This is a genomic window from Nocardioides sp., assembly GCF_035576065.1.
Taxonomy (GTDB): domain Bacteria; phylum Actinomycetota; class Actinomycetes; order Propionibacteriales; family Nocardioidaceae; genus Nocardioides.
The window spans coordinates 1-26,228 of the sequence record NZ_DATLWX010000007.1 but is presented as its reverse complement, the minus strand read 5'-3'; the positions used below and the strand labels follow the sequence as shown (position 1 = coordinate 26,228).

21 protein-coding genes are annotated in these 26,228 nt (G+C 70.2%); 8 read left to right on the top strand and 13 right to left on the bottom strand.

From position 1 onward, the window contains the following. Window positions 1-79: 79 nt before the first annotated feature. From VNJ48_RS03005 to VNJ48_RS02985, 5 genes are read left to right on the top strand one after another with little or no spacing between them, the layout of a single operon-like run. The gene (locus VNJ48_RS03005; RefSeq protein ID WP_325598970.1) at window positions 80-565 is read left to right on the top strand and encodes a cupin domain-containing protein; all 486 of its coding nucleotides are present in this window, start codon (window positions 80-82) and stop codon (window positions 563-565) included. Next, window positions 562-1,467, top strand: a complete 906-nt coding sequence (locus VNJ48_RS03000) for an acyl-CoA thioesterase (protein ID WP_325598968.1) — start codon at window positions 562-564, stop codon at window positions 1,465-1,467. Before VNJ48_RS03005 ends, VNJ48_RS03000 begins: the two co-directional genes overlap by 4 nt. Then, window positions 1,467-3,158 (top strand): AMP-binding protein, encoded by a 1,692-nt coding sequence (locus VNJ48_RS02995; protein ID WP_325598966.1) that lies wholly within the window; start codon window positions 1,467-1,469, stop codon window positions 3,156-3,158. Before VNJ48_RS03000 ends, VNJ48_RS02995 begins: the two co-directional genes overlap by 1 nt. Beyond that, complete coding sequence (locus tag VNJ48_RS02990) at window positions 3,155-5,530, top strand: bifunctional salicylyl-CoA 5-hydroxylase/oxidoreductase (protein WP_325598964.1); 2,376 nt, start codon at window positions 3,155-3,157, stop codon at window positions 5,528-5,530. The genes VNJ48_RS02995 and VNJ48_RS02990 overlap by 4 nt, the downstream gene beginning before the upstream one ends. After that, window positions 5,527-6,360, top strand: a complete 834-nt coding sequence (locus VNJ48_RS02985; protein WP_325598962.1) for a PaaX family transcriptional regulator C-terminal domain-containing protein — start codon at window positions 5,527-5,529, stop codon at window positions 6,358-6,360. The genes VNJ48_RS02990 and VNJ48_RS02985 overlap by 4 nt, the downstream gene beginning before the upstream one ends. On the opposite strand, the gene VNJ48_RS22725 is transcribed toward VNJ48_RS02985, so the two are convergent. After that, window positions 6,308-8,881: a hybrid sensor histidine kinase/response regulator gene (locus VNJ48_RS22725; protein ID WP_325598960.1), complete on the bottom strand. Its 2,574-nt coding sequence runs from the start codon at window positions 8,879-8,881 to the stop codon at window positions 6,308-6,310. The two genes, VNJ48_RS02985 and VNJ48_RS22725, sit on opposite strands and share 53 nt — an antisense overlap. Window positions 8,882-9,007: 126 nt before the next feature. Here VNJ48_RS22725 and VNJ48_RS02975 point away from each other — a divergent pair, with 126 nt between their 5' ends. Then, window positions 9,008-9,559 carry a hypothetical protein gene (locus VNJ48_RS02975; protein WP_325598958.1) on the top strand — a complete coding sequence of 184 codons (552 nt, stop codon included), beginning with the start codon at window positions 9,008-9,010 and terminating at the stop codon, window positions 9,557-9,559. Window positions 9,560-9,570: 11 nt separating this feature from the next. Here VNJ48_RS02975 and VNJ48_RS02970 read toward each other — a convergent pair whose 3' ends face one another. Together VNJ48_RS02970 and VNJ48_RS02965 are read right to left on the bottom strand one after the other, a co-directional pair. Beyond that, window positions 9,571-10,284: a DUF72 domain-containing protein gene (locus tag VNJ48_RS02970; protein WP_325598956.1), complete on the bottom strand. Its 714-nt coding sequence runs from the start codon at window positions 10,282-10,284 to the stop codon at window positions 9,571-9,573. 18 nt (window positions 10,285-10,302) lie between these two features. After that, a complete protein-coding gene (locus VNJ48_RS02965) occupies window positions 10,303-10,731 on the bottom strand; it encodes a hypothetical protein (RefSeq protein WP_325598954.1) in 429 nt (142 codons plus the stop codon). A gap of 195 nt (window positions 10,732-10,926) precedes the next feature. Between VNJ48_RS02965 and VNJ48_RS02960 the strand changes: the two genes are divergently transcribed. Together VNJ48_RS02960 and VNJ48_RS02955 are read left to right on the top strand one after the other, a co-directional pair. Then, window positions 10,927-11,091, top strand: coding sequence for a hypothetical protein (locus VNJ48_RS02960; RefSeq protein ID WP_325598952.1), 165 nt, complete (start codon window positions 10,927-10,929; stop codon window positions 11,089-11,091). A gap of 60 nt (window positions 11,092-11,151) precedes the next feature. Then, window positions 11,152-11,556 (top strand): MmcQ/YjbR family DNA-binding protein, encoded by a 405-nt coding sequence (locus VNJ48_RS02955; protein ID WP_325598950.1) that lies wholly within the window; start codon window positions 11,152-11,154, stop codon window positions 11,554-11,556. A 43-nt stretch (window positions 11,557-11,599) separates the two neighbouring features. On the opposite strand, the gene VNJ48_RS02950 is transcribed toward VNJ48_RS02955, so the two are convergent. The 10 genes from VNJ48_RS02950 to VNJ48_RS02905 all read right to left on the bottom strand — a co-directional run. After that, complete coding sequence (locus VNJ48_RS02950; protein WP_325598948.1) at window positions 11,600-12,886, bottom strand: glycosyltransferase; 1,287 nt, start codon at window positions 12,884-12,886, stop codon at window positions 11,600-11,602. A gap of 13 nt (window positions 12,887-12,899) precedes the next feature. Then, the gene (locus VNJ48_RS02945; protein ID WP_325598946.1) at window positions 12,900-15,011 is read right to left on the bottom strand and encodes a glycosyltransferase; all 2,112 of its coding nucleotides are present in this window, start codon (window positions 15,009-15,011) and stop codon (window positions 12,900-12,902) included. A gap of 82 nt (window positions 15,012-15,093) precedes the next feature. Then, the gene (locus tag VNJ48_RS02940) at window positions 15,094-18,507 is read right to left on the bottom strand and encodes an error-prone DNA polymerase (RefSeq protein WP_325598944.1); all 3,414 of its coding nucleotides are present in this window, start codon (window positions 18,505-18,507) and stop codon (window positions 15,094-15,096) included. A gap of 27 nt (window positions 18,508-18,534) precedes the next feature. After that, the gene (locus VNJ48_RS02935; RefSeq protein ID WP_325598942.1) at window positions 18,535-20,103 is read right to left on the bottom strand and encodes a DNA polymerase Y family protein; all 1,569 of its coding nucleotides are present in this window, start codon (window positions 20,101-20,103) and stop codon (window positions 18,535-18,537) included. Then, complete coding sequence (locus VNJ48_RS02930) at window positions 20,100-20,765, bottom strand: hypothetical protein (protein ID WP_325598940.1); 666 nt, start codon at window positions 20,763-20,765, stop codon at window positions 20,100-20,102. Before VNJ48_RS02930 ends, VNJ48_RS02935 begins: the two co-directional genes overlap by 4 nt. A gap of 71 nt (window positions 20,766-20,836) precedes the next feature. Continuing rightward, a complete protein-coding gene (locus tag VNJ48_RS02925; protein WP_325598938.1) occupies window positions 20,837-21,769 on the bottom strand; it encodes a hypothetical protein in 933 nt (310 codons plus the stop codon). Window positions 21,770-21,843: 74 nt separating this feature from the next. Then, window positions 21,844-22,326, bottom strand: a complete 483-nt coding sequence (locus tag VNJ48_RS02920) for a hypothetical protein (protein ID WP_325598936.1) — start codon at window positions 22,324-22,326, stop codon at window positions 21,844-21,846. A gap of 42 nt (window positions 22,327-22,368) precedes the next feature. Then, window positions 22,369-24,231 (bottom strand): tetratricopeptide repeat-containing sensor histidine kinase, encoded by a 1,863-nt coding sequence (locus VNJ48_RS02915; RefSeq protein WP_325598934.1) that lies wholly within the window; start codon window positions 24,229-24,231, stop codon window positions 22,369-22,371. A gap of 590 nt (window positions 24,232-24,821) precedes the next feature. Then, the gene (locus VNJ48_RS02910) at window positions 24,822-25,232 is read right to left on the bottom strand and encodes a DoxX family protein (RefSeq protein ID WP_325598932.1); all 411 of its coding nucleotides are present in this window, start codon (window positions 25,230-25,232) and stop codon (window positions 24,822-24,824) included. A 192-nt stretch (window positions 25,233-25,424) separates the two neighbouring features. After that, the coding region (locus tag VNJ48_RS02905) for an ABC transporter permease subunit (RefSeq protein WP_325598930.1) at window positions 25,425-26,228 on the bottom strand (804 nt) is incomplete at its 5' end.

Below are 26,228 nucleotides of genomic sequence, written 5' to 3'. Positions count from 1 at the left end.
GTGTTGCTGCACGCTAGCAACCTATTGACATGTCCGCCACGACCGTGAGAATCGTGTAACACGGTCGCGAAGGAGCCCCATGGAACCCGATCTGAGCAAGTACGTCCTGGAGGGCGACGCCAGCGCGTATGCCAACGACAGCGGACTGGTCGTCCCGTTCGTCACCCGTGCCGGTCACGAACCGGACACCACTGGGCAGTCCGAGGGCGCCACCCGCATCTCGGGCGTCAGCATCCAGCACACGCCGGCCACCCGGATCTGGTTCGGGAAGGTCCACAACGACGCGGGATATCGATCGGCACCCCACCACCACGGCGAGGCGGAGACCGGGGGATACGTGCTCTCCGGTCGGGCCCGCATCTACTTCGGGGAGAGGTTCGCCGACTACCTCGACATGCAGGAGGGCGACTGGGTCTTCGTCCCTCCGTTCATGCCCCACGTCGAGTGCAACCTCGACCGCAACAACCCGCTGACCTGGATGACGACGAGGGCGCCGGAGAACATCGTTGTCAACCTTCCGCAGGTCAGCGACGGTGACCTCCGCGACTGGTCGGACCGCCCGTGACGACTCCCACCTCGGCCACCTTCACGGATGCCGTGACCCTCACGGTCGCGGAGCCCGAGCACTTCGACCTCGCCTTCACCGCCCGGACCCAGTCCTGTCCCTGGCCCAAGGCCTACGGCGGCGACCTCGTGGCGCAGGCTGTCGCCGCGGCCGTGCGGTCGGTCACCGACGGCAAGAGCCTCCACTCGATGCACTCCTACTTCATGCGGCCTGCGGACATCGGCGCGGAGATCCGCTACGAGGTGGAGATCCTTCGGGACGGACGGGGCTACAGCACGCGTCAGGTCCGGGGCTACCAGAATGGCAAGCCCGTCTACGTCTGCATGGCCAGCTTTGCGGCCGGCGAGGCAGGCGGGGCCTGGCACGACACCGTCCCCCTGACCGTGCCGCCACCCGACGAGATGCCCACCTCGGCCGACTACCTCGCCGGGCGGAGTGGCGGGACGATGACCGAGGAGTCGAAGGACTACTGGTCGACAGGTCGCAGCTTCGACATGCGTCACGCACCCGGGCCGGTGTATCTCGAGGTGGAGGGGGAGCCTGTCCCTCACCAGGCCATCTGGGTCCGGCCGTTCGACGCGCTGCGGCCGGTGGACGGGTTGACGGACGAGCAGCGCAACCAGGCAGCCCTCGCCTACGTGTGCGACTACACCATCCTCGAGCCCGTGCTGCGGGTGCTCGGCAAGGCCTGGGCGGACGACGGGCTGGTCACCGCCAGCCTGGACCACGCCATGTGGTTCCACCGGCCCGCTCCGGTCGACGAGTGGCTGCTCTACGTGCAGCGAGCCATGGCGGCCGACTCCGGGCGTGGCGCCGCGTCCGGCGCGTTCTTCACCACCGATGGGACCCACGTCGCGAGCGTCGTCCAAGAAGGAATGATCCGGGACTCAGGAGGCCGCTGATGGAGCTCTCACCGACCGGGCACACCGACACCTTCGCGCGCGACCACCTGCCCCCGGCGGACCAGTGGCCGACCCTCGAGTTCACCACCGACGAGCTGCACTACCCGGAGCGCCTCAACGCCGCCGTCGAGCTCATCGACGTGGCCGTGTCCAGGCACGGCCCCGACCGGGTCGCGCTGCTCACCCCCGACGGCGACAGCTGGACGTACGCCGATCTGCAGCGCCGCACCAACCAGGTTGCCCAGGTGCTGGTCGAGGACCTCGGTCTGGTGCCCGGCAACCGGGTCCTGCTTCGATCGCCCAACAACCCGTGGACCGTCGCGTGCTGGCTGGCGGTGCTGAAGGCCGGTGGTGTCGTCGTCACGATGTTCTCCGCGCTGCGCGCCGGCGAGCTGGCGCCGGTGGTGGAGAAGACGCGTCCGAGGATCGCCCTGGTGGACCACCGGTTCGCTGCCGATGTCGAGGACGTACGCCGAAGTGCTGGTGTCGACCTGTCGGTGATGACCTTCGGGGGAGGAGGGGCGGACGACCTCTGCACGGTGGCCGAAGGCAAGTCCGGTGAGTTCGCGGCCGCGGACACCGCTGCCGACGACGTCGCCCTGTTCGGTCCCACCAGCGGAAGCACCGGCGTCCCCAAGATCACCACACACTTCCATCGCGACATCCTCTCGATCGACAACACCTTCGGCACCCACGTCCTGCAGCTGCAGCCCGACGACGTGGTCGCGTGCACGGCACCGTTCGCGTTCACCTTCGGCCTCGGCATGCTGGTGGTCTTCCCCCTGCGGGCCGGGGCCGCCTCCCTCCTCACCGAGGCGTCCACGCCGGCGCAGCTCGCCGACCTCGTGGAGGAGCACGGCGTCACCGTCCTCGCGACCGCGCCCACGGCCTACAAGCAGATCCTGGCTGCGGGGAAGGTGCAGCAGCTGGCCGGCCTGCGCACCGGGGTCAGCGCGGGCGAGCACCTGCCGGAGGAGACGTGGCGCCAGCTGCACGAGGAGATCGGACTGCAGGTCATCGACGGCATCGGCGCCACCGAGATGCTCCACATCTTCATCTCGGCAGCCGGGGACGACATCAGGGTCGGGGCGACCGGCCGGCCGATCCCGGGCTACCGCGCCACGGTCCTCGGTCCAGACGGCCAGGAGCTCCCGCCGGGGGAGGAGGGGCGTCTCGCGGTGATCGGGCCGGTCGGGTGCCGCTACTTCGACGACGAGCGTCAGTCGTCCTACGTCGTCGACGGGTGGAACGTCACCGGCGACACCTTCAGCCGCGACGACGACGGCTACTTCTACTACCGCGCACGCACCGACAACATGATCGTCTCCTCGGGCTACAACATCGCGCCCCCCGAGGTCGAGGCCGCCATCGACACCCATCCCGACGTCGTGGAGTCTGCGGTCGTCGGCAAGCCCGATCCCGAGCGGGGCTCGGTGGTGTGCGCCTTCGTGGTCCTGCGTGAGGGCGTCAGCGGTGACGCCGCGAAGGCCACCGAGATCCAGGACCACGTCAAGGCAGTCCTGGCGCCCTACAAGTACCCCCGCGACGTGCGGTTCGAGCCGTCGCTCCCACGCAACACCAGCGGGAAGCTCCAACACTTCCGGCTCCGCCGGAAAGTCGAGGAGGGCCGGCTCCGCCGGAAAGTCGAGGAGAGCAGATTGCGCCGACAGGTCGAGGGGGAGGGCTCGTGAGGATCGCCATCGCGGGCGGTGGCCCCGGCGGGCTCTACCTGGCCGCCCTGATGAAGTCGCTGGACCCCTCCCACGAGATCACCGTCTGGGAGCGCAACGCACCCGACGACACGTTCGGCTTCGGGGTGGTGTTCTCCGACGAGACGCTCGGCAGCATCGGCGGCGCCGACAGAGTCGTCCATGACGAGATGGAGCGGCTCTTCGCCCGCTGGACCGACATCGACGTCGAGCTCGACGGTCACAGCTTCACCGTCGGCGGGCAGGGCTTCGCCGCGATGAGCCGCAAGGACCTCCTACGCGCCCTGCAGCAGCGGGCGCTCGAGCTGGACGTCACGGTGCACTACCGCACGGACGCGCCGGACGTCGACGAGCTCAGTGCGGCGTACGACCTGGTCGTGGCCTCCGACGGCCTCAACTCGCAGGTCCGCACCCGACGCCAGGAGGCGTTCCGACCCACCCTGGACCGCAGGGCCAACAAGTACATCTGGTTCGGCACGGACCTCGTCTTCGAGGCGTTCCAGTTCAACGTCTTGACGACGCAGTGGGGCGTCATGCAGATCCACGGCTACCCCTACTCCGACACGGGGTCCACCTTCATCGTCGAGATGCACGAGGACGTGTGGCGTCGCGCCGGCCTGGACCGCACCGAGGACCAGGTGTTCCCTCCCGGGGCCTCGGACACCTACGCCGTCGAGCGGGTCAGCGAGATCTTCGCCACCGAGCTGCAGGGTCATCAGGTCCTCACCAACAACTCGAAGTGGCTCAGCTTCCAGACCGTCCGCAACGAGCGGTGGTACGACGGCAACGTGGTGCTCATCGGCGACGCCGCCCACACGGCGCACTTCTCCATCGGCTCCGGCACCAAGCTGGCGATGGAGGACGCGCTGGCCCTGGCGGCGTGCCTGCACGAGCACCCGTCCGTGGGGCAGGCCCTCGCGGCCTACGAGGGGGAGCGGAAGCCGGTCGTGGAGTCGACCCAGCGGGCGGCACAGGCCTCGCTGGAGTGGTTCGAGAACATCGGGATGTACGCCGACCAGGACCCAGCACAGTTCGTCTTCAACCTGATCACGCGCTCTCGCCGCATCACCTTCGACAACCTCAAGGACCGCGACACCGTCTTCGCGGCGCAGATGGAGCAGGAGTTCGCCCGCCACCAGGGGGCGCCACAGGTGGTCCCCGCGATGTTCCAGCCGGGGAGGATCGGCGAGCTGGAGCTGAAGAACCGCGTCATCGTCTCGCCGATGGACATGTACGTCGCCACGGACGGTCTCGTCGGCGACTTCCACCTCGCGCACCTGGGATCCAAGGCGATGGGCGGCGCGGGACTGGTGATGACCGAGATGACGTGTGTCTCCCCCGAGGCACGCATCACGCTGGGGTGCCCCGGCCTCTGGAACGACGACCAGACCCGGGCCTGGCGCAGGATCACCGACTTCGTGCACTCCCACAGCACCGCGAAGATCGGCGTGCAGCTCGGCCACTCCGGCCGGAAGGGGTCCACGAAGCTGATGTGGGAGGGCATGGACGAGCCGCTCGAGACGGGCAACTGGGAGGTGGTCGGACCCTCCGCGCTGCCGTACGGGCCAGGGTGCCACGTGCCACGCGAAGCCACCGCTGACGACCTGCGGTCGATCGTGCGTGACTTCGTCGTGTCCGCCGAGCGTGCCGTGGAGGCTGGCTTCGACCTCGTCGAGGTGCACGCGGCGCACGGCTACCTGTTGTCGTCGTTCCTCTCCCCGATCTCCAACCAGCGCACGGACGCCTACGGCGGATCGATGGAGGGCCGGCTGCGGTTCCCGCTGGAGGTCTTTGACGCCGTGCGCCAGGCGGTCCCGGCAGCCATCCCGGTGACCGTGCGCATCTCGGCCACCGACTGGGCGCCTGACGGCAACACCGACGAGGACGCCGTGCAGCTGGCGGCTGCCTTTATCGAGCACGGCGCGGCCGCGATCGACGTCTCATCCGGTCAGGTCACAAAGGACGAGAAGCCGTCCTTCGGCCGGTCCTACCAGACGCCGTTCGCGGACAAGATCCGCCACCGTGTGGCCGGCCCCGCCGGAGTCCAGGTCATCGCCGTGGGTGCCATCTCGTCGTACGACGACGTCAACACGATCCTCCTCGCCGGACGGGCGGACTTCTGCGCCCTGGGACGGCCCCACCTCTACGACCCGAACTGGACCCTGCACGCGGCGGCCGAGCAGGACTACCAGGGGGACGCCGCCGAGTGGCCAGAGCCGTGGAAGGCCGGCCGGCGCCGGCCGCCGACGTCGCGGACCGACAAGATCCCGCCCCGCCTGTCGGTGCTGCGCGAGGGGGAGGCGAAGGACGTGCACGTGCGGTGGCGTCCCGCTCGCGCACCGGTCGGCGGGTGACGACCGCCGGACAGGTGGCACGCCCGGTCGCAGCGCTTCGCTCCCGCACCGTCCTGGTCACCTTCCTCGGCTCGGTCGTGCGGCACTTGGGCAGCTGGATGCCGATCGCAGGGACGGTCGAGCTCACCTCGGGGCTAGGGCTGGACACACCGAGCGTGCGGACCGCGGTGTCGAGGCTGAAGAAGCGGGGGTGGCTGCTCTCGGAGACGCGAGCGGGCGTACGCGGCTACGGGCTCTCCACCGAGGCGCTCGCGTCGCTGGCCGCGGGCGACCAGGTGATCTGGCACGCCCGCCAGCCTGCCGACCTGGCGGACGGGTGGTGCGTGATCACCTTCTCGATCCCCGAGACGGCGCGCGGCCGTCGAGACCGGCTCCGGTCCCACCTGTCAGCGCTCGGCTTCGGCAACGTGTCCACCGCGACCTGGATCGCGCCGGCGCGCATGCAGGCCGCCGCTGAGCAGGCCATCGCAGAGCTCGACCTCATGAGCTTCTGCGCCGTCTTCACCGGCAGCTACGTGGCGGGCCCCGACCTGCCCGCGCTCGTCGCGCGGAGCTGGGACCTCCCTGCCATGGATGCGCGCTACCGCACCTTCCTGGCGCGCTTCGCCGACGCTGCTCCGGAGCCGGGCGCCGTGATCCCGGCGGACGCCTTTGCGACGTACGTGACGATGGTCGACCACTGGCGTCAGCTCCCGTTCCGGGACCCGGCGCTGCCACCCGACCTGCTGCCGGCGAACTGGACCGGGGGTGAGGCGCTCGCTCTCTTCGAGCGCCGGGTCACGCAGCTGGAGGACCGGGCACTCGCGCACGCCGCCACCTACTGGCCCTGACGTCGTGCCGACTGCCCGGTGGCGTCAGGGAGCCGCGTGTCAGCCGTGCACAGGAGAGCTGAGTCCTGGTCCCGCGCAGACGACCGTGTTGCGACCGGCGGCCTTGGCCTCGTAGAGCGCCTGGTCGGCTTCGGCGAGCAGCTTCGCGCTGGTGACCTCGCGCTGGGGTCTGAACCCGGCGATGCCGATGCTCAGGGTGAGGAAACCACTGGGCCCGCCGTGGGCGTGCACGAAGCGCCGTTCCACGTGAGCCTCCCGCCGGGGTGGGCGCGGCGGCCGGTGCCTGCAGGACGGAGGCATCCTGGTCCGTGGAGACCATGCGCAACAGCGCGTTGAGCAGCTCGGAGAAGCGGACAGGCTTGCGAGCCCACTCCTGGACGCCGGCGCGGGCGGCCTCCTCGGGGGCCACCGCCCCGGCCGAGGTGAGAATCATGGTGCGCGTATCAACAAGGAGCGGGTCGGCCGTCAAGGCACTCGCGAGCTCCAGACCGTCCATGCCGGGCATGCACAGGTCCAGGATCGCCAGCTGGTACGGGTTGCCGTCCGCGGCCGCGCCGCGGGCCAGATCCAGACCGCTGGGTCCATCGGAGGTCGCGTCGGGTCGTAGGCCCCAGGCGTCCGGGTGGGTGGTCAGCACCGTCCGGTTGGTGTCGTTGTCGTCCACGACCAGGACCCGCATCCCGGCGAGCAGGTCGGGCACCGCGGCCGCCCGTCCGGTCGCAGCCGGGAGCGGGACGGTCACGGTGAACGCGCTGCCGCGCCCGGGCTCACTGGCGAGGGTCAGCTGGCCATCCATCGCCTCGACCAGTCGCTTGCAGATCGCCAGTCCCAGGCCCGTCCCACCGAAGCGGCGCGTCGTCGTGGCGTCGGCCTGGGTGAAGGGCTGGAACAGTCTGACCTGCTGGTCATTGCTGATCCCGATGCCGGTGTCGCGGACCTCGAAGACGAGCTCGACCTCGGACGACGAACGCTCCTCGTCCCGGTCGGCGAGCTGCGCGTGCAGCGTCACCTCGCCCGTATCGGTGAACTTGATCGCGTTCGACGTCAGGTTGATCAGGACCTGCCGGAGCCGGCCCGGGTCCCCACACAGCCCTGACGGCAGAGAGGGGTCGCAGTAGGCGACCAGCTCCAGACCCTTGGCGGCGGCGGCCTCAGCCAGCAGGACCCCGACCTCCTCGACAAGCTCTCGCGGATCGAAGTCGACCTGCTCCAGCTCGACCTTGCCTGCCTCGAGCTTGGAGAAGTCCAAGATGTCGTCGATGATCACCAGCAACGCCTCGCCGGCCCCCCTGACGCCGGCGGCATACCGGCGCTGGGTCTCGTCAAGGTCGGTGTTCATCAGCAGACCGGTCAAGCCGATCACACCGTTCATCGGTGTACGGATCTCGTGGCTCATCGTCGCCAGGAAGTTCGACTTGGCCTCTGACCCAGCCATCGCCTCGTTGCGGGCCCGCACCAGCTCCGCGGTCCTAGTCGCGACGATGGTCTCCAGACCGCTCGCCAACGTAGTCTTCTCGAGGGCGATCATCACCTGGTGAATGATCACCACGCCCAGCACCACGATCCCGTTCCAGAACAGGAACGGCTCCCCGCGCAGGTCCAACGGGTCGCTGCGTTCGGCGACCACGATGACCGCGGCGACCACCGGCGCGTAGGGAAGCAGCTCGCGGCCCACGGTGAAGTGCTGCACCCGGCCGTGTTCCGCCCGGATCGGGCTGATCGTCGCAAGGGCTATGAGCAGGAAGCAGGCGACCCAGCCCGCCTGGAGCGGCGTGCCGATGGTCGGTTCGCCGGCGCTGAGCCGCGAGACGAAGATGCTGTCGGTCACCGACAGGACGAGCAGGCCGCCGCCCAGCAGGAGCCACGGCAGGCGATCCTGCGCCGGGCGTCGCAGCCCGAGGACCAGGACCAGCGAGACGATCAGCACGTCGACGATGGGGTAGGCGAGGGTCGTGACTCGGGTGAGCCCGGTGCCGGCGGAGTCGGACAGCGGCCCCAGCACCGTCGCCAAGCTCACGAACAGCACCGAGGAGGCGATCACCAATGCGTCCATGAGCGCGCGGAACCAGCTCACCGCCAGCTGGGGCTCCCGCGGGAAGGCGATGAGCGCTGCGGCGGCGGGAAAGACGTAGGCCAGGAAGCCGAGGTCGGCAATGGAGGGGAACGGGTAGTCGTGGTCGCGGCTGACGCCGTACCAGAGCCACACAGCCGCGGCCGTCGACCACACCAGCATCGAGAACGCCAGGAGTGCCCAAGCCAGACGCTCATTCCCGCCGCGGGTCGCCGCCCGAACGCAGGCCGCTGCCGCGACCATCGCTGCGGCCATCTGGCAGACGTTGCCTGCGTTCATCGAGGCGCTGTTCACCGAACTGAGGTCGATGCCGATGGCAACGGTTGTAGTGACCAGGATCGAGGCGACCACTGCCGCGGGGAACAACCACGGGGGCTGGCGTGGGTCCCGCGTGGTGGTCGCCAGCCTCGCGGATCCCTGTTCCAGCCCGGGGGGCGCCTGGATGGTCACGTCGGCAGCGTATTCCGCTACGGCTGGTCGCGGTAGGAGAATGGACATCCGCCACGAAATGCAACCCACGGCGCAGTGAATGCGTCTTCACTAGTCGCTACACCCCTCAAGAAACTGGAAGAAGAGATGCACACCACCCGCCTCAGCGCGGCCGCCCTGTCGGTTGCCGCTGCTCTCACCTTGTCCCTTCAGGCTGCCGCCAGTGCTGACGCGATCGGCGTCCAGGACCCGAACGACCTCGACCACGGCGTGGACCTGCGTTCGGTCGTCCTCGACCACAGGACGGACAACGTCGTGGTCACCACGACCCACACGGACCTGCGGCCCTCGTTCCGCACCGGGTCCTCCGCCGCCATCTACTTCGACACCGACGAGCTGGACGCGGGGCCGGAGTACGTCTTCGTGGGCGCCTTCTTCTCCGGCTCGGACTACCAGCTGCTCGCCACGGAGGGATTCGGCCACCGTCGTTGGGGCCAGCCGGTGGAGGGCTCCTACGAGCTCCGGTTGCGCTACATCAAGGACCAGGCCCGGATACGGATCGCGCGCGAAGCCATCGGGTCACCCGACCAGGTCCGCGTCGCCGTCCGTGTGTCAGGCACGCGACCCAACGGCACGTCCATGGGCGTCGTCGACTGGCTTCAGGAACCCCGGAGCTTCACCGACTGGGTCGCGCAGTAGGTCCTGGCCAGCTAGCGCGAGAGCAGGGCGAGGAACCGCTCTGCGTCGCCGGTGCGGGGGAGGTTGTTGAACATGACGTATGGCGACGGACGCCCATCGACGAGGTCCCGCAGCCGGTGGAGCTCGTCGTCGGTGTGGACGTGTCGCGAGCCCGTGGTGCCGTGCAGCCGGTAGTAGGTCTGCTCCGGCGTCACGGTCTCGGTCTGCATCGGATCGACCACGTGGACGAGGTCCAGCTCGGAGCAGAGCTCGGTGAGCAGCTGCGTGGGCCACTCACCGCGAGGCTCCCAGAGCAGCCGCCCGGCGGGCCGCTCCACCTGCGAGACGAAGGCGCGCAGCCGTCCCACGTTGTCCGTCGTCGGGCGAAAGCTCTGCGGGCACTGGAGCAGCACCGCCGTGGCGCGCAGCACGCGGGCGCACTCCAGCGTGCGCTGCCAACCCGCCAGGACCGGGGGAGTCGTACGGAATGCACCCAGCTGTCCACGCGCGCTGTCCGGCAGTGGTCGCTTCAGCCGCCGGTAGGTGGGGCTGTTGGACTCGTGGGTGACGACCTGCCACGCCTTGATCGTGAACTCGAAGTGGGACGGCACCTGCGCCCGCCAGCGGGCCAGCACGGCGTCGGCCGGTGGTTCGTAGAACGTGTGCTGCACCTCGACCAGCGGGAAACGACGGACATACGTCGACTGCGAGATGGTCCACCCGCACAGACCTACGCGAACATCCACGCGCGGCCGTCCCGACCCCTAGCGTCGGCTGGTGCCGCTGTCGGGCGGTCCCGGCAGCGACGAATCCAGCCTGGACAGCTGGTCGGTGAGCTGCCGGCGCAGCTGTTCGCGGTGAAGGCTCTCCATCTCGCGCAGCTCGGCGATCTGCGCCTCGATGGCCGACTTCTTGTCGCTGAGCTCGGACAGTGTCGTGGCCCGCTCACTCTCCAGCTCGGCGGCCTGTTCCTTCTTGGCGCGGGCCGACGCACCAGCGACCCGATCGGCCTCGGTGCGACTGGCCCGCAGGATCGCATCAGCCTCGGCCTGCGCTGCGCTCACCAGCGACCTGGCTTCTTCCTCCGCATCGTTGACGAGCGTCTCGGCAGTGACCGCAGCCAGCTCGAGCATGCGGGATGCGGCATTCGTCGGGGTCTCTTGGCCCGCGATCAGTCTCGGCTCGGTATCCACGCCGCCGACCCTAGCGCTGGTCGGTGAACAAGTCCGCAGGCTCGCACGTCGTGATGCGCCACGACCGGACGCATCCCCGGTGTCGGTCCCTTCGGGTGTGACGACATCTCGCGAGGCCGTGGTTGCCTGAACCGAGGGCTTGGGAGGGCCTGTGCGTGGCAGTTCTGTCAGGCGAGGCCGGGGAGAGGGAGCGGTATGAACGACGAGGGCGACATCGAACTGCAGTTGCCCGCCATTGACGTGCTCGCTGCGCTGGAGGGCTCCGAGCAGGACCCACCGCTGGCGGAGCCGAAGGACGGTGAAGTCCCGCCCTCCGGCGTGTTGGCGCCCGATCCCACGGGCTTGGGAGCACTCGCCTGACCTCGGGCCCACGGTCCCGCGGTGTCGACGGCTGTCCCTCGTGTGTGCTTGCCTGTCCGGATGGCGCATCCCATCATGTTCGACGAGGCAGACCCGGTCCTGCGCCGGGTGCGGGCACTCGCGCTGGCTCTGCCTGACGCGGCCGAGAAGATCTCGCATGGCCGTCCAGCCTTCTTCACCACCAAGATCTTCGCCTACTACGGGGGATCGGTGAAGGTCGACGGGAGCTACCTGCAGCACGAGCAGTCGGTGCTGGTGCTGGTCGATCTCGGGGAGCGCGAGGCACTGATCGGAGACGACCGCTGCTACGTCCCGGCCTACTTGGGCTCCTCCGGGTGGATCGGACTGGACCTGCGTGAGGACACCGACTGGGACGAGGTCGCTGAGCTGATCGACGCCAGCTATCGGCGTACGGCCGGACCACGCAGCGTCGCGGTGCTCGATGCCCGGGCGCCCGCAAGCTGAGGCCCCGGGCGACCACGACGGCAACGCGATGCGTCCGAGGATGTCAGCCGTGCAGGGCTGCGCGGGCCACGTCGCGGCCCGGTGCGCGGCGTAGTCCCTCGCCGATCGATCTGGCCAGGCGCGGGGCAGAGCCGTCGAGTACGCCGCACACAGCCCTCCCGAGGTCCGCGGACGTGACCACGTTGGGGTCGAGCGCAGCCCCCAGCCCGGCGGCCTCGATCGCCGCCGCTCCTGCGAACTGGTCGGTTGAGAACGGCAGTACCACCATCGGCACCCCGGCGGTGAGCGCCTCCGTCACGCTGTTGTTGCCGCCGTGGGTGACCATCAGCGCCGTCCGCTGCAGCAACGCGACCTGCGGCAGGTAGGGACGCATCAGCCAGTCGGGCGGAACGTCCGGCAGGCCGGCGGCGGAGCCCGTCGCCACCGCGACCCGGAGGCCGAGCGGGCGCAGGGCGTCCAGCACTGTCGCCAGCACGTCCCCGCGCGCGGATAGGAAGCTGCCGAAGCTGACGTAGACCACCGGCCGGTCGTCGGCCGCGAGCCAGTCCCGGACGTCGTCGGCTGCCGGCTCTGCCCGGACGGCCGAGCCGAGGAACTCGTGCGGGGGCAGCAACGCCGTGCGTGCCGGGTCGTGCAGGGCCGCCGGGTAGTTCAGCATCAGCAGGTCACCGTGCTCGGCGAACGCGTCCGCCGACGGCGTGGCACCCGGTGACAGCACGCGCAGGGCGGCGTTCCACTCCGCAGTGAAGTCGTCCCGTACGTCGCAGCACAACCGGTGCAGGGCGGTGAGGTCGGACTCCGAGGCGGTGAAGGCGGCCGGCCAGGCGGGCGGGTAGCCGTACACCTCGTCGCCGACCGGCAGCGCCGACGGGTGGCCGAGCACGACATCGGCATACGGGATACCCGCCACGGCCAGCGCGAGGCGGGCGCTGAACGCCAGATGGTCGACGATCACCTGGTCGGGCTTCACCCGGTCGACGACGTCCAGCACGGCCCGGGCCCGGTCCACCGGCTCCCACAGCAGATCGGTGCGCCGTGCCTCAGCCTGGTAGCGCAACGTCTCCACCATGCCGTGCCGCGTGGCAGCGAAGAAGCCACGCAGCGCGGCGTCCTCGCCGGGTGGCTGCTGTTCTGCGCGGATGACGCCGGGATTCGAACCCCGGCCCAGCACCAGATCGGCACGGTCGAAGCCGAACCCGGCGACGATGCCGGCGGTCGCCGGGCCGGTTGCCACCACGACAGGCTCGCCCGCGTCGCTCCAGGCCGTCGCGAGGGTCGCCAGCGGCAGCAGGTGCGACGCGTAGTCCGGACTGATCACCAACAGGGTCATGTGAGGGACCGTGTCACGAGCGGTTCGCCGTCCGGACGGCGCGGGCGTAGATCGCGGCCAGCCGGTCGGCCATGGCCTGCACGGTGAAGTCGGCGCTCACCCGCTCCAGCGCCCGGTTGATCCGGTCGGCCTGACCCGGGGCGGTGGCGAGGTCGAACGCGGCCCGCATCGCCCGGGCCACTTCGTCCGGCCGGCGGGTGTCGACGAGCACGCCGGTGACGCCGCCGTCGATGTAGGTCGCCGGTCCGCCGGTTGCCGGGCCCACCACCACCAGCCCTGAGGCCAGGGCCTCCAACAGCGCCAGGCCGAACTCCTCCTTGAGGCTGCTGCACACGTATACCCCGTCCGGGCCGATGCCGCCCTCCCGGCCCGCCCGCGCGGCCGCCAGCCAGACGGCGACCACGTCGTTGGGCCGGTGACCAGGCATCAGCAGGCCGGAGGTGGCCGCGGGGAACCGCGTCAGCACCCCGGCGATCCGGTCGAGCTGCTCGCGCTCGTCCGGGGAGGGATCGGCGAGGTCGCCGCCGACGATCAGCAGGTTGCACCGCCCAGCCAGCTCACGATCGCCTGCCCACGCCTCGACCAGGGTCGCCATTCCCTTCACCCGGTGCAGGCGACCCACGCTGACCACCAGCGGCAACCGTCGGCGGTGCGCGGGCAGCGCGGCAACGAGCGCGTCGAGCTCGGCCAACGCCTTGCCGGGCGCTCCGGGACGCCCGAGCTCAGCGGCGGCCACGGCACTGACCCTCAGGTCGATGCCCTCCGGCACCACGGTGAACCGGCTGGGCTGCGCGGCAACGTCGAGGCCGAGCAGCTCGCGCATGTCGTGCTGCACCTCGGGGCGGGGAAAGAGCACGATGTGAGCCGAGTCCTCGGCCAGGCGTTGCACCAGACGGGCACGGAACCAGTAGTGCTCGCGTTCGTCCTCGGTGCCGAAGTTGCCCCGGTGCAGGGCGCCGGTCATGTCCAGGGCATGGATGACTGCGTGCGGGTCGGGGGCGAGGGTGAAGACCACCGGGATGCCCAGCTCGCGAGCCACTTCAGCAGCGGCCAGGCTGCCCACCTCCGCCATCCGCAGGTGCAGCACGTCGACGCGGTGCGTCCGCAGCACCCGACGGATCCCGCGTTCCGCTGCGACCCGCGACGGCCAGGCCTGCGCGGCGGAGGCGGCCTCGGCCAGCAGCGGCACCGGCGTCAGCAGGTGCCCCTCGCCCGGGTTCAGGGCGTCCAGGGCGGCGCGGGCTGTGCCGCGGGAGATGGTCAGCACGCGGCCGACTCCGGGCTCGGTCGCGAGCGCGTCACCCAGCCGGACCAGCAGGGTGGCGACGCCGCCGTTGTCGCCGGCGCCCGCCCGACTGAGGTCACGGTCGATGTCGGCGTGCAGGAAGAGCTGGGCGACGCTCAGTCCGGACCCAGACGCGCCACGCTCCGCAGCGCCGATGCCCAGGTCGATCGCAGCAAGCCGGGCGACAGTTCCCAGCTCGCCGTCGGCCGTGCTGAGGTCACGGACCGCGGCCTCGGCGGCGGCGTCGCCCGGGCGGTCACCGAGGGCGGCAACAGCGGTCGCTCGTACGGTCGGGTGCTCGGCGGGGTCGACGACGACCTGGAGCACGGCGCGACCCGCGATCGGACCGGGCACCAGTCCGAGGGTCTCGACCAGCCTGCTGCGGACGGCCGGATCAGCCGCCCCGGCGAGAGCGCCTTCGAGGGCGAGCGCAACCTGCGCCGGCGCGGAGTTGGCCCAGTGGGCCAGCGTGCGCTGGGCGAGGACGCCGGAGAACCCACCGCTCACGAGCACTCCGACGAGCCTGCCGATCGCGTCGAGGCGGGGCAGCCGGGCCTTGAGTGCCCAGCTCGCGTGCTCGCGCAGGAACGCTCGGGGGTGCGACAGCAGGTCGGACAGGACGGCGTCGGCCCCGTCGTCGAAAACGGGGGCAAGTGCGTGTACGGCGGCCACCGCGGTCAGCTCGTCGTCCTCGTGGATCACCGCGGTGAGGAGCCGCACCGATTCCGGTCCACCTTCGCGGCTGGCGGCCGCGGCGAGGAGGTCCCCGCTGCGCAACACGTCCACCACGAAGGGTGCCTGCTGGACCTCGTCCAAGGTTTGTCGAAGGTTGAGAGCCACGTGGCGTCTTCGGCGCGGGGGACCGCATCGGATGTCCAGATCCAGACTGGTCTAGACCATCGCGCACGGGATCGTTGATGCCCTACCGGAAGTCGCGCGACGACGCCCGCGCCTGAAGCACGGCGCCTGCGCCGGGCACGATCACGTCGATGCCTTCCACGCGGTCAGCGATGAGGTTGGTGACGCCCTCGTTGCGCTCGAGGCGCCCGCGAATGACCACGGCGACCTTGTTGCGTGCGGCTTGGCGCTGCGCCCGCATCAGCCCGACCGAGCACACGACGTTGAGCATGCCCGTCTCGTCCTCGAGGTTGAGGAAGGTGACGCCCATGGCGGTCCCGGGCCGCTGCCGGTGCGTGACCAGGCCGCCGACGTGGACGCGGCGACCGGACTCGGTGGTGGCGAGGTCGGCGACCGAGCGGACGCCGGCCCGACGCAGCTCGTCGCGCAGGTGCTCGATCGGGTGGCGCTCGGGGGAGACGCCAGTGGCCCAGAGGTCGGCGAGAGTGATCTCGGGTTCGCTCATGCCGGGCAGGGTCGGCGCAGCCGGCGCCGGAGTGGTGCCGGGCAGGTGGTCGGCGCCCTCGGCGAAGCCGGCCGCCCAGAGCGCCTCCCGGCGATCCATTCCCCACGCGTCGAACGCGCCCGCCGTGGCCAGCGCTTCGAGCTGCGTCGGACTCAGGCCCGCGCGCCGGGACAGGTCGGTCACGCCGGTGAATGCGGCCTCGTCACGGGCGGCGACGATCCGCGTGGCGACGTCGACGCCGATACCGCGCACCGAGTCGAGCCCGAGGCGTACGGCGAGCGCGCCGTCGCGCCGGTGCGCCGGGACTGGGTCCGGGGTGCCGGGCACCCACTCCGTGCGGACGAAACGCGGCTGGCAGCACCCGTCCAGTCCGGTGGCGGCGACCGGCCCGAGGACCACAGCCTCGAGCTCGGCGCGTGCCGCGGACCGAGTGACGTCGGGACGGCGTACGTCGACGCCGTGGCGCCTGGCATCGCCGACCAGCGACTGGGGCGAGTAGAAGCCCATCGGCTGGTTGCGCAGCAGACCGGCCAGGAACGCAGCCGGGTAGTGCAGCTTGAACCAGGACGAGGCGTAGACCAGCAGCGCGAAGGACAGGGCGTGCGACTCGGCGAAGCCGAAGTTGGCGAAGGACAGGATCTTGACGTAGATCGAGTCGGCAAGGTCGCCGGTGATCCCGCGGCGCGACATACCGCTGTAGAGCTTCTGCTTGACCGACTCGATGCGCTCGACCCCGCGCTTGGACCCCATGGCCCTGCGCAGCAGATCGGCGTCGTCACGGCTGCAGTCGCCGAGGGTGACTGCCATCGCCATCAGCTGCTCCTGGAACAGCGGCACCCCCTTGGTTCGCTCGAGCACCGGCACCAGCTCGGGATGGTCGTAGGTGACGGGCTCCTGCCCGGTGGCCCGCCTGATGAAGGGGTGGACGGCGCCGCCCTGGATGGGACCGGGGCGGATCAGTGCGATCTCGATGGCGAGGTCGTAGAACTCGCGCGGACGCAACCGCGGCAACGTGCCGATCTGGGCCCGGCTCTCCACCTGGAACACCCCGATCGAGTCGGCGCGACACAACATGTCGTAGACCGCGGGCTCCTCCTTGGGCATGGTCGCGAGGTCCCACTGCTCGCCCAGGTGATCGGCGACCAGCCGCATCATGTGGTCCAGCGCCCCGAGCATGCCCAGGCCCAGCAGGTCGAACTTGACCAGGCCCATCGACTCGCAGGCGTCCTTGTCCCACTGCAGCACCGTCCGTCGGTCCATCCGCGCCCGCTCGATGGGACAGACCTCGCCGATGGGTCGCTCGGTGAGGACCATCCCGCCGGAGTGGATGCCGAGGTGCCGGGGGGCGCCAGCCAGCTCCTCGGCGAGCGCCACCACCGACGCCGGGACGTCGTGGGCCGCGGGATCACCCCCATATGTACCGGCGCCAGCCCCTACTTCTGATGGGGACTTCCAGCCGTCGATCTGCTTGGACCACGCGTCCTGCTGCCCGGGGGAGTAGCCCAGGGCCTTCGCGGCGTCGCGCACGGCCATGCGCGGCCGGTAGGTGATGACGTTGGCCACCTGGGCAGCGTTGCGTCGTCCATAGGTGTCGTAGACCCACTGGATGACCTCTTCGCGCCGGTCGGAGTCGAAGTCGACGTCGATGTCGGGCTCCTCGTCGCGGTGCGCGGAGATGAACCGCTCGAAGGGAAGGCGGTAGAAGACGGCGTCGACGGCCGTGATCCCGAGGGCGTAGCAGACCGCTGAGCTCGCCGCGGAGCCACGGCCCTGGCAGAGGATCCCTCGCTCGCGGGCAAAGGCGACGATGTCGTGCACGATGACGAAGTAGCCGGCGAAGTCCTTCTCGGCGATGATCCGCAGCTCGTGCTCGAGGCGCTCGCGTGCCTCGCGCTCGTGCGGGACGCCGGCGTAGCGCTCGGCGAACCCGCGCTCGGCGAGCACTCGCAGCCACGAGTCGGCGGTGTGCCCCTCGGGGATCTGCCGCTTGGGCAGTGCAGGCGATGCCTTGCGCAGGTCGAAGGCGAGCTCGTCGGCGAGCGAGACGCTCCGGGCGACGGCGGTGGGGTGTGCGGCCAGCGCGGTGGACGTCTCGGCGCCGCTGCGCAGATGGGCCGAGCCCGAGAGGTCGAGCCAGCCGTCGAGCTCGGCCAGGCTGCGTCGGGCTCGCACGGCGGCCATGGCCGAGGCCAGCCGTCGTTGCTGCGGGGTGGCGTGGTGGACGTTGCCGGCCGCGACGACGTCGAGGCTGTGGACCGCCGCCAGGCGGGCGAGCGAGGCATTGGTCGCGTCGGCACCGGGGCGGGGTGAGAGCTCGACGAGGACGTGCTCGAGCCCGAACAGCGACGTCAGTCGGTCGAGCTCCTCGGTCGCCGCTGCCTCGCCGCCGTGCCCGAGGGCCTGCTGGACCGCACCCTTGCGGCAGCCCGTGAGCACCGCCCAGTGACCGCGCCCGCGCTCGCCCAGCTCGTCGAGGTCATAGACCGGGCGACCCTTCTCGTCACCGCTCAGGTGCGCGTCAGTCATCGCGGCCGCGAGCCGGTGGTAGCCCTCCACCCCACGTGCCAAGACGAGCAGGTGGGTGCCCTCGGGATCGGGCACGCCGTTCTGCGGGCCGGTGAGACCGAGGGAGAGCTCGGCGCCGAAGACGGTGGGCAGGTCGTACGCCGAAGCCGCCTCGGCCAGCATCGGCGCACCGTAGAACCCGTCGTGGTCGGTGATGGCGAGGGCGTGCAGGCCGAGCCGCACGGCCTCCTCGACCAACGCGGCCGGCGAGCTGGCACCGTCGAGGAAGCTGAAGTGGCTGTGGCAGTGGAGCTCGGCGTAGGGAATGACGCTGGCGGGCCGCTCGATCGGTCGGGCGGAGGTGGCGGCGCGCTTGCGTCGCGAGACCGGTGCGTCGTCGGCCCCCGGCAGCCCGCTGAGCCGGCGCTCGAGCTCGCTCCACTTCATGGCGGGGTTGTTCCAGTTCACGTGCCGGCCCTCCGGGTCGCCTCGGGCTCAGTCATAGCCGGCCTCGAGGGACCAGCCGTCGGGAGCGCACACCAGGAGCCAGGCACGGCCGTCGGCGCCGACGACCTGGAAGCGAGCGGTCGGCCCGGTCCCGCTCGACCACCAGCCCTCGTCCGTGGGCCAGGGGCCGGCCCACGCGGTGACGGGCTGCCACGGCAACATCCCGCTGCCGAGCCGGAAGCGCCAGGGCTCGCCGGTGACGACGCCGCGATCGGTGACGCCGACGTGCCGGCCGGTCTCGTCGAGCACCTCGGCGGCTGGCGGAGTCGCAAACACCCGCACCGGCGCCGGCCCCGGCACCCTGCCGGGCCACGGTCGGTCGGTCGGGCGCAGATCGACCGCCCGCTCGCCCCACGGCACCAACGCCTGCCGGGCAGACGGGCTGCGACCGCCTTGGAGCACTGGTCGGCGTACGGCGTCGAAGCCGACCATTCCTTGCACCCTGGCCACGCCCCGCTCGACCAGCTCGTCGGACGCGGCGCCCCACAGGGCCTCGCCGTGGGCAGCAGCGGGCTCGACCACCTCGGGCAGGAACCGGACCCGGTCGATGGGGGCGCGGACCGACCCGACGTCCTTGCGGGCCCGCAGCGACCCACCGACGGTCGAGGACTGCAGCTGCCAGTGCACCCGGTCCACCAGGTCGCGAGCACCGAAGTGACGTGGGTGCAGCCAGGTGCGCGAGGAGCAGACGATGCCGTCGGACTCGGCCTCGACCCGCACCCCGGTGGCCACGAGCTGGTGGTGCGCCAGCTGGGAGACGAAGCGCTCGGCCGTGGTCCGCACGCTGAAGGTGATGGCCTCGACCGAGTCGAGCGGAGGCTCGAAGGTGACCGCCGTGTCGAGCTCGGGCGGCGGCGTGCGGGCGACGAACAGGGCGGGGTCCTGGCCTCTGGCGCGTCGCCATACCCCAGCGCCGTAGGCCCCGAGCCGGTGCTCGACAGCCTCGCCAGGCAGATCGGCGAGGTCGCCGAGCGTCCCGAGCCCGAGCCGCTGCAGCAGGCTGACCAGGTCGCGTCCCTGCGGCCCGTCCCCGTTGAGCACGTGCACCGGCAGACCACGTAGGAAGGCGGCGGACCTGCCGACCGGGACCACTTCCCACGACTGCACCTCGGCGGTGCGGGCGGCCTGCTCGGCGGTGAACAGGTCGTCGGCGATGCCCACCCGGACGTCCCACACGCATGAGTCGACCAAGGCCTGGCACACCGTCGCTGCAGCTTCGGTCTCGGTGCCGTACCAGCTGCCGGGAGCCCGAACGGCGAGCAGGCCGGGACGTAGTGCCGCGACCCCGGGACGCAGGTCCTCCACGATGGCCAGCAGGGGCTCGAAGGCACGCGCGTCGCGGTCGGGGTTGGCCGGCAGCAGGACCAGCTCGGGGCAACGAGCCTGGGCGTCGCGGCGACGCTGGCCGCGGCGTACGCCCTGGGAGCGCGCGGGGCCGTTGCACACCTCGACGAGGTTGGCGGAGAGGACGGCCGCGGGGGAGCGCGGCGACGTCTCGGCCTCGTCCAGTGCTGCGACCACCGACCAGTCGGCGCACCACACCACCATCACCCTCATCCGGACGCTTGGCGGATCTCGCGCACTGGTTGGTCAACGAGGTGCACCCCCGGCCAGGCGAGGTCTGCGCTCCGCGGCGGACGCGTCCCGCGGCGTACGGCGACGCGTGCCCGCCGCTCCTGCAGCTGCCCTGCTCCCGCGGTCGGACCGGTCCAACGGGACTCCTCGATGCTCAGCCTGGCCTCGACCCGCGGCCAGTCGCCGTGGACGACGAGGACCGAGGAGCGCGTGCGCAGGCGCGAGTCGAGGACCGCTGCCGTCCGCTCGTCGACGGAAGCGGGCGGTCGCAGGACCACGACCCGGAGCACGTCGACCAGTGCCGCCGTCACCTCCAGCCAGTGCTCCCCGGGGTCGGGCACCAGCACCGTGCGCGACAGCTCCATCCCCAGCTCGGCGGCCGCCTCTGCCCCGAAGTCGGCGCATCCCGCAAACCCGACCCACTCCCCGGCTCGCGAGGCTCCAGCGGCCAGGGCCATGGCGAGCGAGGCGGTGTCGACGGCGTAGGTCGCACCCGCGTGCAGGGGCACGAGGTCGACCAGGCCGGGTATTGTCGCAACCGGCTGGACAGCCGGCCGGTGCTCCATCGCTGCCACCCGCTCGCGCAGCTGCTCGATGACCGAACGCCCCGGGTCAAGGGAGGCGATCGAACGGCTGGAGGACATCTCCCTATCATCGAACAGGTGTTCGAACGAGTCAAGCGATCGAGTTCACTTGCCCGAGCTGAACGGGGACCTCAGAGTCCGGGGAGCTGGGGAGTGAACTCGAGAGCAACGCTCGGCTCGTTGCCCTCGATCTCGTCGTCGGGATAGACGGCCGTGGCCTCATGGATGCGTCCGTCCAGCGTCAGCGTCACGGTGGTGGTGAACGGGAAGTCACCCAGGGCGGCAGCGGCCTTCGCGGGCTCGTCGGGCCGGCTGAAGTAGAGATCACCTGCGCTACGGCAAGGGTCCCTGGTCTGCTCAGCCGCGAACGTCATGGACCTTCCGTTGCCGGCCGTCACCGTGATCTCCGCAGTGACGCGCTCCGGCGTCTGCGCCAGGTCGTCGATGGCCAGCTCGAGTCCGTAGCTGTCGGGCTCACCGTCGTGTTCAGCGATCAACGCGAGCCGCGCCGAGGGTTCCGGCGCAGGCCCGTCGAACGGGGTCCGCCAGTGCAGGCTCGCGATCATGTCCCCGCCGCCCTGGGCGAACAGCTGGATGTCGTAGAGAGCGGTGGGCCCTGCGGGTCGAAGGGCGTACCACCCGTCACCCAGGTCCTCGACCGGCACCTCGAAGCTGCGTCCTCCGCACGTGGCGTTGAAGGACGGGTCGTCCGGCCGCGGCTCGCGGGTCAGCTCCTGTGCGTACACAGAGAGAGCGAACTCCTGCACCGGCACGTGGACCTGGATCTCCTCGGGTGAGCCGACATCGGGAGGATCGAGGTTGACCCCGTCGACGCAACCGCCTCCGTAGCAGTACGTGTGAGGGTGCAGTACGAGCTCGCGGCCGTCGTGCCAGACACGGAAGGGCGGGGGCGGCTCGATGCCGCCGGGACCACCCTCCTCGCCGCTGGTGGAGGTGGACGAGGGCTCGCTGGGCGTTGCGGTGGGGGACTCCTGAGCCGTCACGGACGGCTGGCCACAGGCGGTGAGGAGCGCCAAGAGGAGCAGGATCGGCAAGGCTCTCATGTGCGTCTGACGGCACTCTCGCGATGACGGTTCCGCAGCATCGGCTAGTGGTCCAGCCCCTTGTCGTTCAGACCCTAGATCTCTTCCCCGGGCGTCTCCGACGCGACGTCGTCCCCGGCCACGCACTGGCCGAGGGTGATCGCCTTGTACTTCGCAAACTCCGGAGAGCTCCGGGCCGCGTCGGGGTAGAGATCCGCGTCGAGCTCGGCGTAGTAGCGCACTGCCTCGATGAGCTCGCCCGCCGGCACAGAGCCGTCGTCCTGTTCCTCGGCCAGCGGGAGTGCCACCTGGAAGTGCTCGATGGTCTCGTCGAACTCCCCGAGGTTGAAGGCGTCGATGCCGGCTCGCACTTCGTCACATGCCTCACTGTCGACGACCGCGGTGTCCCCTGACCGTGGCGACGGGGTAGTCGGGGTCTCCGGGTCCGAGGGTGTGGGGTCATCGGTGCTCGCTGTGCCCTGACGGTCGTCTGATCCGAACGAGCCGCCATCGCCGGCGCAGCCGCCGGTGAGCGCAACCACGACGACTGCCACGGTCGTCACCACGAGTGTCCTCACCCGATCGAGGCTACCCCCGGGCGCGTGACGTCACTGATGGCGCTACAACGCTGCTCGCCCGTTCAGTCCGAGGGGTTGGACCGTCGGGGTGCCCGGCAGGGAGCCCTTCGGGAGGTGGACGCGTACGGACGTTCCTTCGTGCTCTCGACTGGTGACGCTCAAGGTGCCGTGGTGGGCCTCGACGACGCTGTTCGTGATCATCAGGCCCAGGCCGACGCCGGGGATGGCTGCAGCGCTGGCCTGAGGCGTGCGGAAGAACTTCGTGGTGAGGTGGGGCAGGGATGCGGCATCGATGCCGATCCCGGTGTCACGGACGATGAGATCCACGCCCTGGTCCTGGCAGAGCACCCGGACGGAGATCTGACCTCCGGCAGGGGTGAACTTGATCGCGTTGGAGAGCAGGTTGTCGACCACCTGGGTGAGACGCCCCGCATCTGCGTTGATCACGACGTCGGGAGGAAGGTCCCGGACCACCGTGAGGCCAGCCTCGATGGCGCGTTGGCCCAAGTCGTCGATGCAATGGTTGACCAGTGCCGAAAGGTCGGTCGGCGCGAGGGTCAGTCGCATCGGCGAGTTCGCCACCTCGCTCGCGGCGAGCAGCTCCGTGACGAGGACCAGCAGCCGATCGGCGTTGCGGGTCACAGCGGACAGGTATCGCAGTGCCTCCTCCGGGATGGGGTCCTTGACGTCGTCGAGCAGGTCGAGGTAGCCGATGATCGAGGTCAAGGGCGTGCGCAGCTCGTGGGAGACCATGGCGATGAAGTCGCCCTTGGCCGCAGCGACTTCTTCGACGAGCTGGCTGGTCCGCTGGATCTGTTCGAGGTCGTAGACGGTCTGCAGCGTGCGCGAGTGGGCCATACGAGCCTCGGACGTGAGTTGCTGGGATTCTCGGTAGAACCGCTTGAACTCGGTGAAGGCCTCGGCCATGCGACCTTCGGCGGCATAGAGCTCCGCCTGCTCCTTGCGGACACGGACCATGACCCCGTACAGCGAGAGGCGGTCGCACCACTCGCGGCAGCGCTCCAAGGCAGCGTGCGCCTCGTCGAGCGAGCCACCGCGGCGTTTGACCTCGGCCAGAGTGAGAAAGCCTTCGGCTTTGCCGTCCATATTGGCGAAGTCGTTCACCTCGATGCGGTCCAACAGCTCCTGCAGGACGTCCTCCGCCTCGGAGAAGCGACCCACCTCGAGGTAGACGCGGGCGATGGTGTCGAGATATCTGGACGCAAGCGCGACGGAGTGCGTCTCGGCCAGCTGGAGAAGTCGGTCCACGGTTTCAAGGCCTCGTTGGTGCTCGCCTGCCTGGTACTCGAGATAGGCGAGGTTGTTCACGATGAACACCTGGCGCTCGCGGTTGCCCAGCCTGTCAGCCAGCTCTTCGGCCTCGGCAAAGGAACGGCGCCCTTCGTCGAAGGCCCCGACGCGGCCTTGCGCCACGCCGAGGCTCCTCAGGTGGTCGCACCGCAGGTCAGGCCCTGCCTCGGGGGAGAGCAGCTCGACGCCTGCCATGGCGTTCTCGAGGAACGCCACGTCGTCGCCGAGCGAGCCGAAGAATGTCCCCAGCAGCCGGTGGCTGCGGGCGAGGAGGTACTGGTCCTCGTGCTCGATGGCCCACCGGTTGACCGAGCGGAGCAGGCGCCCGGCGGAGATGGGCTGTCCTTGCCGGCATTGCACGTCAGCTTGGACCAGCATGGCCCTCCGCCTCAGGTGTTCTGCGCCGAGCTGCTCCGCCTGGCGCTCCAGCTCAGCAGCGAGCTCTGCTGGGTCGTCGCAATCGACCGCGAACTGTGTCGTGCTCAGCTCCAGCACGTCGAGCTTGCGGGCCAGGTCTGCGATGGGTCCTTCCGCGTCCGGGAACGCTTCGCTGTCGGGGCGCCCACCGAGGGAGGGGACCGCCCGTTCTGTCATGCCATCCACGGTAGTCCTCGGCACGGCGTCCGGAGGGGTTTCGGGTGTCGAGGAATGATACCTCTGCATGTGCGGCGCCAAGGGCTCGGCGGACGGCCACGTCGGTGCCGTTCGGGCATGGAGTGTCCCGTCTCGGGGCGGCTCCGAGCGCGACAGGACCCACGTGGGTGGACGCTGTCAGCAGTGCCGGGTAGAGAACCGACGGAGTGGCGAACGTGCGGTCGAACACGATGCGTTGCCAGCCGTCCGTCACAGTCAGCGCGGCAAAGGTGGAGGCCGCCAACCATGTGACCGGAAGCTGGGTGCCTCGCGTGACCCGGTAGGCCACGAAGACGATCACGATGTCCAGCGCCGGGAAAGCAGAGTCCAGCGCCGGTATGGACACCGTCAGCGCCAGTGTCAGTGCCAGGGCCAGCCGCGGACGGCGTCCGCTGAGCCACACTGCGCTGGCCGCAGCGACCGAAATGAGTAGCGTCGGCTGTAGAGACATCCGGTAGGCGCCCGGCCCGAACGTGAACACAAAGGACACCACGAACGTGGTGGCCGTCAGGGTCAGGCCCAGCACCCGATCGCGCTTCATCGACTCAGGCTCAGGCGGTTTCTTCGCGGTCGAACCGGCAGTAGTCCACCCAGACGGCACCAGCCCAAAGTAGCAGTCCTGCTGCAGCTTGGAAGGCCTTCATCTCGGAGTGAGCGACGTGTGCGCCGAACGCCAACATCATGTCGAAGAGGAAGCCCGCGAAGGCGTACGTCGTCAGTCGACGCCAGCGGCCAGCAAGGATGACAGCGACGCCGGCCAGCTTGAGAAAAGCCAAGGGAAAGGCCCAGTAGGCCGGGAACTCGAGGTGCCGGATCTCCGCGCGAGCCGCGACAGGGTCGACGAAGGTCAGCAGGGCGGAAAAGACGAACACTGCGCAGAACAGACCCGTGACGATCCAGTAGGAACGACCAGGCTTCACAGCGGGTGGCGCGGACGGGCGGGTGATGGAAGAAGTAGTCATGGATCCAGAGTCGCGATCCTGGACGCCCGATCCATCGGCCAAAGGATGGATCTTCTGGCGCCGACGCCCGGACTCCCTCGCGTGCCGCACGGGTGGTCGTGACCGGTGGCGCTCTCGTCGTCAGGCGACGTCATGACCGCGGGAGCTGGGCCGGGTTGGGCACGACGACGTCGGCGCCCCTTCGCGCCTTGGCTACTTGACCTCGGAGCGGCGCAGGGAGAACAGTCCGATCGCGAGGGGGAGGACGATCCAGATGGCGGTGGTGGAGGCGAGCATCGCCCACTCCTCACTGGTGTTCGTGTCGCCCTCGAGGAGCGCCACCTGGGTGTAGTTCCAGTCGATCCAGGGCTGCAGGTCCTCGAACCACGAGCGCACCTGGGCGAGGAGGGCGAGGATGCCCGGCACGACCAGCGAGACGACGAAGTAGCCCACGATCGCGGCCGCGGAGTTGCGCAGCACGACACCGAGGGTGAAGCCGAAGGCCATGCCCACCAAGTTGTAGAGCACGATCTGGGGCGCCATGGACAACGGGATGTCCCACACGGGGTCGACGCCGGCGAGTGCGGAGCCGACCACGTTGCCGAGGGCGCCGACGGCGAAGGCGACGGAGACGGCACCCAGGCCCACCAGGAGGGTCGCCATCGCCTTGGCGCCGATGACGCGGCCGCGGCTCGGCACCAACGTGAACGTCGTGAGGCCGGTGCGCTGGCTCCACTCACCCGTGACGGCCAGGATCGCGATCATCGGCAGGATCACGGACATCGGGAACCCGCTCGCCCTGACGAAGTTCTGGTACGTGACGTCGCTGTCGGGGCCGAAGACGAGGAGCGACCCGGCTGAGATGGGCGAGAGGATGCCGATGCTGATGAGCATCCAGAAGCCCGAGCGGGTGTTGAACATCTTGCGGAGCTCGATCTTGACGAGCCGGGTGGTCGGGATGGGACGGGCGGTCCGGCGGACCTGTGGGTTCTGAGTAGTGGAGGCCGGCGGGACGAT